The following is a 10,382-nucleotide window of genomic DNA, read 5'->3' as shown; positions in this document are numbered from 1 at the left end:
CGCATATCACCGGCGGCAAATACACCTTCCACGTTGGTCGTGTACTTACCATACTGGGCAGCTACGTTCGTTCTAACCGTAGTTTCAATTCCAAGCTTCTCAATTAAGTCCTGTTCTGGACCACTGAATCCAATGGCAAGCAAAACAAGATCGGCTGGCCAGACTTTTTCTGTGCCAGGTATTTCTGTCCTTACTTTATTGCCGTCATCGTCAAAGGACAAAGCCACATCGATGGTGTGAACCTCTTTAATTCTATTATTCTCATCCCCGACGAATTTCTTAGTCATTACGGCATAAGCACGCGGATCGTCACCGAATTTGGCTTCCGCTTCTTTTTGTCCATAACCTACTGTATGAGTAATCGGATATTGAGGCCATGGGTTTACTTCGTTATCACGTTCTGACCCTTTTTTATCGTAAATATCAAATTGGGTCAATGTCTTGCATTCATGTCTGAGGGAAGTAGAGATACAGTCTGTCCCTGTATCGCCACCACCGATAACGATCACATTTTTGTCTTTCGCACTAATGTAATTTTTATCTTCGTGGTTTGAATCCAGCAGACTCTTTGTATTTGCATAGAGGAAGTCCATAGCATAATGAATGCCTTTCAACCCGCGGCCATCCACTTCCAGGTTCCTTGGAGTGGTTGCTCCGCCACAAAGGATTACGGAATCATACTCTTCATTAAGACGGGATACCGGGTAGTCTCTTCCTACTTCGGTGTTCGTTTGAAAACGAATTCCTTCCTCTTTCAGGATATTCACTCTTCGCTCCACAATTTCATAAGGAAGCTTCATTTCTGGAATACCGTACGTTAGTAATCCGCCTACGCGGTCACTTCGTTCAAATACGGTAACCCAATGTCCAGCTTTGTTAAGCTGGGCAGCTGCGGCCAGTCCTGCAGGTCCAGATCCTACTACAGCAACGCTTCTTCCTGTACGCTTCTCTGGCGGCTCAGGTACGACCCAGCCTTCAGCAAACCCTTTCTCAATAATGGAACGCTCGACGGATCGAATAGCTACAGGTGGTTCATTTATACCTAGCACACAGGCCCCTTCACATGGAGCCGGGCAGGCAAATCCCGTAAATTCAGGAAAGTTGTTCATTTCGTGTTCTTTCTTTAAAGCTTCTTTCCACTGCCCTCTGTAGACGAGATCGTTCCATTCAGGAATTAAATGATAAACGGGACAACCGGTGGTCATGCCTTTAACTTCCATCCCTGAATGACAAGTAGGTACGCCGCAATCCATGCAGCGCGCCCCTTGTTTTTGTGCTTCCTCGTCTGACATGGGTAAAGTATAATCTTCCCAATCTTTCGTTCTAGTTGCCGGATCACGCTCAGGTATCGACTGACGCTCATATTCCATGAATCCAGTAGACTTTCCCATCAGATCTCCCCCTCTGTTGTTATTTTACTGTTTCTACTGGCTTATTACTTTCTTCAAATGCTGTCATTTCAGCATCAAATTTCTCCATGCCTTCTTCTCTTAAACTCTGGATACGTTCCTGCATAGCAAGATAATCCGCCGGTATGACACGCACAAACTTGGAAACGAAGGCATCCCAATTATTCAGAATTCGCTGGGCATTTGTGCTATTGGTATAAGTCATATGCTTCTCGATCATTTCATAGAGTTCTTTAATTTCCTTAGAGTCTGTCAGTTTTTGAGTATGAACAAGTTCATGGTTGCATTTTGTCTCAAAAACTTCTTCGGTTTCGTCCAGCACGTAAGCGACTCCGCCAGACATTCCGGCGGCGAAATTGCGGCCCGTTCCCCCAAGAACGACCACTTTTCCACCTGTCATGTACTCACATGCGTGATCTCCTACTCCTTCAACGACCACTTCTGCTCCACTATTACGTACGCAGAAACGCTCACCTGCAAGTCCATTAATGTAGGCTTCTCCACCAGAAGCTCCATAGAATGAGACGTTCCCGATAATCGTATTTTCTTCTGGTACGAAAGTGGACCTAGGAGAAGGGTGGACAATAATTTTACCTCCGGACAGTCCTTTTCCGACGTAATCATTGGCATCCCCGACGAGTCTAAGCGTCATTCCTTTCGGGATAAAAGCACCGAAGCTCTGGCCTGCTGACCCCTTAAAGGTGAGACGGATTGTGTCTTCCGGAAGACCTTCCGCTCCATATTTGCGGGTGATTTCACTTCCCAATATGGTTCCGGTAACCCTGTGAATATTTCGAATGGAACCTGTTCCTTCCACAGGCTCACCTGTTTCAATCGCTTTTTTACAAAGTGGAATCAGTTCTTCCACGTCTAGTGTTTTCTCAAGACCGTGGTCCTGTTTTCTAATCGCATAGCGTCCATAATTATCAGGTACAACAGGCTGATAAAGAAGGGCCGATAAGTCGACACCTTTGGCTTTCCAGTGGTCAATCGCTTCGTTCGCCTGCAGCACATCTGTACGACCGATCATTTCATTAATCGTACGGAAACCAAGCTCCGCCATTAATTCTCTTGCTTCCTGTGCAATAAAACGCATGAAGTTTTCCAAGTGATCCGCTTCACCCGTGAATTTCTTCCGGAGCTCAGGATCCTGTGTCGCTACTCCTACTGGACAAGTGTTCAGGTGGCATACACGCATCATGACGCAGCCTAATACGACAAGCGGGGCTGTAGAGAAGCCATATTCTTCAGCTCCAAGCAAGGTCGCAACGACTACATCGCGCCCTGTCATCATTTTTCCGTCCGTTTCCACGACAATTCGGTCACGAAGACGGTCGAGTACAAGGGTCTGGTGCGTTTCAGCAAGACCGATTTCCCAAGGCAGACCAGTATGCTTAATACTTGTTCTTGGAGCCGCTCCCGTACCCCCATCATAGCCGCTGATTAAGACTAGATCTGCTCGTCCTTTAGCTACACCGGCTGCGATCGTACCAACGCCGACGGCTGATACTAGTTTTACACTTACGCGTGCTCTAGGGTTCGCGTTCTTCAAGTTGTAGATCAATTCTGCAAGGTCTTCGATTGAATAGATGTCATGGTGCGGCGGAGGAGATATTAACTCAACTCCAGGGGTAGATCCGCGTACTTCTGCAATCCACGGATATACCTTGGTACCAGGAAGGTGTCCGCCTTCTCCGGGTTTTGCACCTTGAGCAATCTTAATCTGTATTTCATCCGCATTAACTAAATAGTGGCTCGTTACTCCGAAACGTCCAGAAGCTACCTGCTTAATGGAGCTTCGGCGGGTATCACCGTTTTCATCAGGAGTAAAACGATCCGGATCTTCTCCGCCCTCTCCTGTGTTACTGCTTCCGCCGACACGGTTCATAGCAATCGCTAATGCCTCATGCGCCTCCTGGCTGATCGAACCATATGACATGGCACCTGTTTTAAAACGGCTGCAAATATCTTCGACCGATTCAACTTCTTCAATTGGCACCGATGGGCGCTTCTTAAAGGATAACAACCCTCGCAGTGACTGCAGATTATTCTTCTCATCTGTCAGCATTTCAGAGTATTGTTTGAAAAGATTATAATCATTGGAACGACACGCGTGTTGGAGTGTAGCGATCGTTTGCGGGTTATACTGATGATCCTCTCCGTTCTCACGGTACTGGAATTCATCCCCCGCTTCTAACTTACGGTTGCCTCCACGGTTTTCTGTATAAGCTTTCTCATGTCTCATTAATACTTCTTTTTCGATAATATCCAGGCCAATTCCGCCAAGACGGGAGGCTGTACGCGTGAAGTATTTATCAACGACATCCTTCTGGATACCGACCGCTTCGAAAATTTGAGCACCACGGTAACTTTGAATCGTGGATATGCCCATTTTCGAAAGGACTTTAATAATTCCGTCTGTTGCGGATTTAACGTATGTTTGTACCGCAGCTTCATAGGAGTCTACCTGTATATCACCGCGGTCTACAAGGTCGCGGATCGTGTCATAGGCTAAATATGGGTTGATCCCTTCAGCTCCATAGCCTAATAAAGCGGCATGGTGGTGAACTTCTCTAGGTTCCCCTGATTCGATCAACAGACTGACTTTCGTTCTCGTCCCTTGACGGATCAAGTGATGGTGAAGACCGGACACAGCTAAAAGAGCAGGAATAGCGGCTTCTCCTTCATTAACGCCTCTGTCAGACAGGATGAGGAGAGTCGTCCCTTCTTCTACGGCTTGATCGGCCTCTTCAAACAAACGATCCAGGGCCTGCTCCATCTTATTTTCTTTTGCTTCAAATAAAATAGATAGCGTGCGGGTTTCGAATCCTTTTAATGACTGCTGACGCAGCTGTTCCAGTTGACGGTTCGTTAAAACGGGAGTTTCCAGCCTGATCTGACGACAGCTGTCCGGTTTTGGCTCTACTAAATTCCCTTCAGCTCCGATCGTGGTTTCTACCATTGTAATTAATTTTTCACGAATGGCGTCAATCGGCGGGTTCGTCACCTGTGCAAACAACTGTTTAAAATAGCTGTATAAAAGCTGTGGTTTTTTAGATAGAACAGCAAGCGGTGAGTCATATCCCATAGAACCTACAGGATCCTTCTGACTGGATACCAAAGGAACAATAATTTTATTTAGTTCTTCTGTTGTATATCCAAAAGCGAGCTGCTGATCGATCAATGGGTTTACTGGACGGTGTTCTTCCGTTGGTTCCGGTAAATCTTCCAAATCATACTTATGGTTGTCAATCCATTCCTGATAAGGATGTTCTCTAGCAGTTTGGAGTTTGATTTCTTCATCCGGAATAATTTTGCCTTCTTCTAAGTCCACGAGAAGCATCTTCCCTGGGTGGAGACGATCTTTATACAAAATATCGTCCGCAAAGATATCCAGAGCCCCTACCTCTGAACCAAGCACAATCATTCCGTCTTTTGTGACGTAGTACCTTGCCGGTCTTAAACCATTCCGGTCCAAACAAGCACCAATTTGCTTTCCATTGGTGTAAGCAAGGGCTGCAGGGCCGTCCCATGGCTCCATTAACGTACTATGGTATTCATAAAAGCTCTTTTTATCTTCATGGATGGTATCGTCATTTGCCCATGGCTCAGGAACCATCATCATGGCTGTATGAGCAAGGGAGCGTCCTGATAAATAAAGAAATTCAAAAGCATTATCAAACATAGAAGAGTCACTGCCCTCTGAGTCAATGATCGGCAGAATCTTCTGGAGGTCCTCTTCACTGAAATACTCAGAACTGCAAAGCTTCTGACGTGCTCTCATCCAGTTAACGTTACCTCTTAATGTATTAAATTCCCCGTTATGAATGGTAAAACGGTTCGGGTGTGAACGTTTCCAACTCGGGAATGTATTCGTACTGAAACGGGAATGGACTAAAGCCAGAGCCGTTTTAAAGTCGGGGTGGTTCAAGTCTATATAAAAGGAATCCAGCTGTTCTGGAATCAGCATCCCTTTATAAACAATCGTATTGGAAGAGAGACTGCTCATATAGAAATCGTCATAGCCCTCTTTACCAGCGATCTCGATTTCCGCACGCTTTCTAATAATGTACAAGCGGCGCTCCAGATCCATTTGCGTCTCGATATTTTCTGAAGGCGCAACAAAGCCCTGGCGGATGAATGGTTTCGTTTTCTTAGCGTCGTCCCCAACAAATGAATCATTGATTGGTACGGTACGCCAGCCTAAGAAGGTTTGTCCTTCCTCTTCCACAATTCTTTCAAAGATTCGTTTGCATTCCATTCGAGTATCGTGATCTTCTGGAAGGAAGAACATCCCAATTCCATACTCTCCCGGTTCCGGTAGTTCTATATCTTCTTTCTCACACTGTTTTTTAAAGAAGTAATGAGGGATCTGGGTTAGAATTCCCGCTCCATCACCAGTACTAATATCAGCGGATTGTCCTCCCCGGTGTTCCAAATTACAAAGTATAGTGATCGCATTTTCAACAATGCTGTGACTTTTCGTTCCATCAATATTCGCAATCATGCCTATGCCACAAGCTTCATGTTCATTCTCAGGATGATAAAGGCCCTGCGGTACAGGGTAGCCGTTTTTTTGCATATTCATTCCCCCTAGCGGACTTATTCTTGTAGGTCAAAAGTAGAAATTAAAAAATTCTGTCTTTTTAGTTTCTTACAAGTATATCATGAAAAATTAGATGATTCACGCTTTCGTGACAGTATTTGCGTATATTTTCACAGAAAGGAAACAATGCAAAATACGCTTGAACACATTCATTTAGATAGTGTAAGCGCAATCATAAAACTATGTTTTTTTTGAAAAATTTTCTTAATTTTTTTACGATCATCAGCCTTTTTGAAGAAGAATTTTGTATATATACACCTTCCACCGGATGAATATACACTTTAAAAAATAAAGGAGTTTCACGATGTTTTTTCGAAAGCAGTAAAAAGAGAAAGGAGAAGTTACAATGAGCCAGCTGAGAATAAGAGACTTTGGAATTGATATAGGAAAACTAAGTACGGGAAAACGTAACGCCATCACGGATGTAGAAGGAGTCCGGGTAGGACATTGCACGTTAAGTGAAGGAAGTACTCAAACAGGAGTTACAGCCATCCTGCCGCATGATGGGAATATTTTTAAAGAAAAATTAATAGCATCCAACCACATTATCAACGGGTTCGGAAAAACGATGGGAACGGTTCAAATGAATGAATTAGGTACCCTGGAAACTCCGATTCTTCTGACTAATACATTAGGTATCGGGACGGCCTCAGAGGCATTGATTGAATACATGCTGCAGGACAACCCCGAAATCGGAAGATCGAAAGGAAGTGTGAATCCTGTGGTGGGAGAATGCAATGACATGATTTTAAATGATATTAGAGCCCTATCCATAGAAAAGAAGCATGTGGTCCATGCGTTGGAAGAAGCATCCTCCGAATTTCCAGAAGGAAGTGTGGGAGCAGGAAGAGGCATGGTTTGTTATTCGTTAAAAGGAGGTGTGGGTTCTTCTTCCCGCCGGGTTGAACTCCATCACGGCACCTATACGATCGGGGTTCTCGTTCTCACTAACTTTGGACGTATGGGTGATTTGCTAGTGAATGGCAAGCCTGTAGGTGAACAGTTGAGCCGGCATGTCGAAGTTTCAAATGAGGCCGACAAAGGTTCTGTGATGGTGGTTGTGGCTACAGATCTTCCTATTTCTGAAAGGCAATTAAATCGTATTCTTAAACGTTCGGTCACCGGTCTCTCACGCACAGGATCCCTGATTACGACTGGAAGCGGAGATGTCGTGATTGGTTTCTCGACCGCTGCTAAAATCCCATATAAATCAGACACGCCCCTCCTTTCTTTTCAGACCATTCACGAAGGGGACATAGATGAAGCCTTTCGTGCTGTAAGTGAAGCGACTGAGGAAGCCGTCCTGAACTCCCTGATTACAGCAGATTCCGTCACTGGCAGGGACGGTAACAAGGCACAGGCTCTGAGGTCCTTACTCGAAAAGTATCCAGTCTCACTATTATAAAACCGTGCAGTACTAAAGATAAGCTCCCATTACTTGAAGACTCAGTTTCGAGATAGTTGGGGTCCGTTGCAAACAATAGATGAGGGCGGCTACGGAAACAACTCGCTTTCCTGCGGGGGAACTGGCAAGCCTCCTCAGTCGTTAACACTCCTTGTGGGGTCTCGTCTAGCTCCTTCTCCCGCGGGAGTCTCGTCGTTTCCTCCGCCACCCCAACGATATCTAGTGAACGGACCCTGCTATAGGAAACAGGAGCCATACTGCATCAGCCTCAAATGCTTCTATAACAGGGTTCCTACACGTAAACAAACATTAAAACTCAAGGTGGATTATAGATGATCCTTGTTCATTGGAAGGTGTTTATTCAGAGAATTTCGAGCGCTCCATGATCGCAAAGGGGCGGAAGGGAACGGCGAAGACTCCTGTGGGATGAACATGATCGGTGAGATCCCGGAAGGCGAAGCCTGAGGAAGCTCACCACATGCCCACGGAAAGCGAGTCGTTCCCTGGAGCCTCCTTCTCCACTCCATATCTCGAAACTGAGTCTAACAGTAACCGGCCCTATTGTTTAATAAGCTTCTTACGAACTATCAACCTTAGATTTAACAAGACCAATAAAAAAGACCAGTTCCTCTTGGTGGACTGGTCTTTTCTGTTTATGCGGCCTTGCGGTTGCGATCATCACGACGACGGTGATAAATCACATTGATTTCAGCACCGACCATTAAGATAATACCGGTTAAGAAGAACCACAGCATTAAAATAATGATACCTCCGAGACTTCCATACGTAGCTGAATAGTTGGCGAAATTACTAACATAGAAAGAAAATGCCAGAGAGATGATCTGCCATAAAGCAGCCGTAATAATGGCTCCAGGAAGAATATGCTTAAATGGTATGTTTTTGTTTGGGGCGAAATGATATAAAGCCATTAGAATTGCTCCAATAACTAATACACTAATAACCCATCTCAATAATTGAAAGATAATAACCGTCTCGCTTGGTAAGTTAAATGTATTATTCATAAAGTTGATTAACACATCGCCGAAAACAGGAAGCACGAGTGCCACTACAATAGCCAAAATCATGCCAAGTGTTAATACGATGGATAACAACCTTACTTTAATAAAAGAACGAGTTTCATCGACGTTGTAAGCCTGGTTAGCTGACTGGATGAATGCGTTCACTCCATTGGACGCCGACCACAACGTACCGAGGATACCAATTGTTAAGAGTCCGCCTTTAGGCTGCTCGACAATACTGATAATATTTTCACGAAATACTTCTGCCGTGTCACTAGGAATAACCTTACCAAGAGCATTAATGGCGGTTTCTGCTTCTATGTTCATATAAGGAAGAATCGAGAGCAGCAATATAATCATAGGGACAATGGCGAGCAGGTAATAATAAGCCTGGGCAGCACCCAATATCGGAATATTATCTTTTTGAAACTCATGGACGAGTTCTTTTACGTAACTGACTAACTTTTTCATAAAAAAATAATCCTCCTGTCTAACCATCCTTTTAGTATCCTTTCCCCTTTCTGGAAGATTATTAACCTTATAAATTCTGGGTTAGGGGAAAAATGGAAGATTAGAAGAAGGACTTATTCTTTCCTTTTGGAAGAAGACAGAATTCCCATCGCTTCTCGGTATTTAGCCACGGTTCGCCTGGAAATCGTGATCTCGCTGGCGTTTTTAAGTTGATCAGCCAGTTTCTGATCAGACACCGGCCGATTTTTATCTTCTTCATCAATAAGACCTTTTATGATTAATTTGACGTGACTTGCCGATACAGTCTCTTCTTGATCTTTGCTAAGCGCAGAACTAAAGAAAAATTTAAGCTCGTACACGCCTCTTGGAGTTTGAATCGCTTTATTAGCTACGGCACGGCTCACGGTTGACTCGTGCATGTTAATTTTCTCTGCGACTTCCCTAAGTGTCATGGGACGTAGAGATCCGCCCTCTAGAAAAGGAGTCTGCTTTTCAATGATGACTTCTGCCACTTTCAGGATGGTTTCCTTTCTTTGCTCCAAACTTCTGATCAGCCAGGATGCTTGTTTATAACAATTATCTACATATGGTTGAGCCTGAGGGGAGCCAACGGATAAATCCGCAATAGAAGGATCCATTCTGACAGAAGAAGCGACTGACGGAATATAGGTCAGTTTATAAACTCCCAGCTCTTTCTTTACCATTAAATCCGGAGTTAAATAGGAGGTTGTCTCTCCAAAAATTCCTGTTAATGGATGGGGCCGCAGCGTTTTTAGTACAGCAAAAACACTCTGGATCCGTCCGGTAGAAACGCCAGCTTGCTTCGCGACCTTGCTCCACCGCCTCTCAGCCAGGTCGTTCAGATGATTGGAAACGACATCATACAGCCACTGGTCTTCGGGGTACTTCTTATTTAATTGGTACAGAAGATATTCCTGCATCGTAAAGCACCCTAAACCACAGGGTTCTAACTCCTTGATAAGGTTAAGAGACTGCTCTATTTTCTCCTTCGAAAAGGAAAGATGGTCTGTAATTTCTTCGATTGATATTCGAAGATATCCTTGTTCATCTAAATTGAGCAGTAAGAAACGGCTGATTTCTTTTAAATCTTCTTCTACCTCCAGCCAATTAACTTGATCTACCAGTGTTTCTCTCCACCCTTTTTCGTGGGCAGCAAAGTATTCCACCGGGTTAGAAGACATGGTTTTATTAATTTTACCACCTGTGTTGTTAGGGGCTGCCGGTACTTCATCTATGGTAAGAACGGGGTTTTCTAAAGTCTGCTCCTCTAAATATTCCCACAAATCGGTTGTAGAGTACTGCAGTAAGGAAATGGCTTGACGTATCTCCGGGGTCATTACTAATCCTACGGTCTGAGTCTGGGTCAGATTAAGGTTCACACCAATATCCTCCTCGATATGATAACGCTTTCAATTATTTAAGTCTTTCTTTTATATTGCAGGAAAATACAA

5 protein-coding genes are annotated in these 10,382 nt (G+C 44.4%); 1 reads left to right on the top strand and 4 read right to left on the bottom strand.

The window, feature by feature from the left end:
* Together WAM07_RS08785 and gltB are read right to left on the bottom strand one after the other, a co-directional pair.
* A partial coding sequence (locus WAM07_RS08785) for a glutamate synthase subunit beta (RefSeq protein WP_422166105.1) occupies positions 1–1,391 on the bottom strand: 1,391 nt, incomplete at its 3' end.
* A gap of 19 nt (positions 1,392–1,410) precedes the next feature.
* The gene (gene gltB, locus WAM07_RS08780) at positions 1,411–5,991 is read right to left on the bottom strand and encodes a glutamate synthase large subunit (RefSeq protein ID WP_422166103.1); all 4,581 of its coding nucleotides are present in this window, start codon (positions 5,989–5,991) and stop codon (positions 1,411–1,413) included.
* Between the two features lie 370 nt (positions 5,992–6,361).
* Here gltB and WAM07_RS08775 point away from each other — a divergent pair, with 370 nt between their 5' ends.
* Positions 6,362–7,420: a P1 family peptidase gene (locus WAM07_RS08775; protein ID WP_422166102.1), complete on the top strand. Its 1,059-nt coding sequence runs from the start codon at positions 6,362–6,364 to the stop codon at positions 7,418–7,420.
* Between the two features lie 653 nt (positions 7,421–8,073).
* Here WAM07_RS08775 and WAM07_RS08770 read toward each other — a convergent pair.
* Positions 8,074–8,910 (bottom strand): YihY/virulence factor BrkB family protein, encoded by an 837-nt coding sequence (locus WAM07_RS08770; protein ID WP_422166101.1) that lies wholly within the window; start codon positions 8,908–8,910, stop codon positions 8,074–8,076.
* Positions 8,911–9,023: 113 nt separating this feature from the next.
* Positions 9,024–10,310 (bottom strand): RNA polymerase factor sigma-54, encoded by a 1,287-nt coding sequence (rpoN, locus tag WAM07_RS08765; RefSeq protein ID WP_422166100.1) that lies wholly within the window; start codon positions 10,308–10,310, stop codon positions 9,024–9,026.
* Positions 10,311–10,382: the final 72 nt, after the last annotated feature.

Origin of the sequence: Halobacillus sp. (genome assembly GCF_049282395.1) — a bacterium.
Taxonomy (GTDB): domain Bacteria; phylum Bacillota; class Bacilli; order Bacillales; family Halobacillaceae; genus Halobacillus.
Note: the sequence above shows the minus strand (reverse complement) of the source record. Positions and strands in the feature narration are given on the sequence as shown.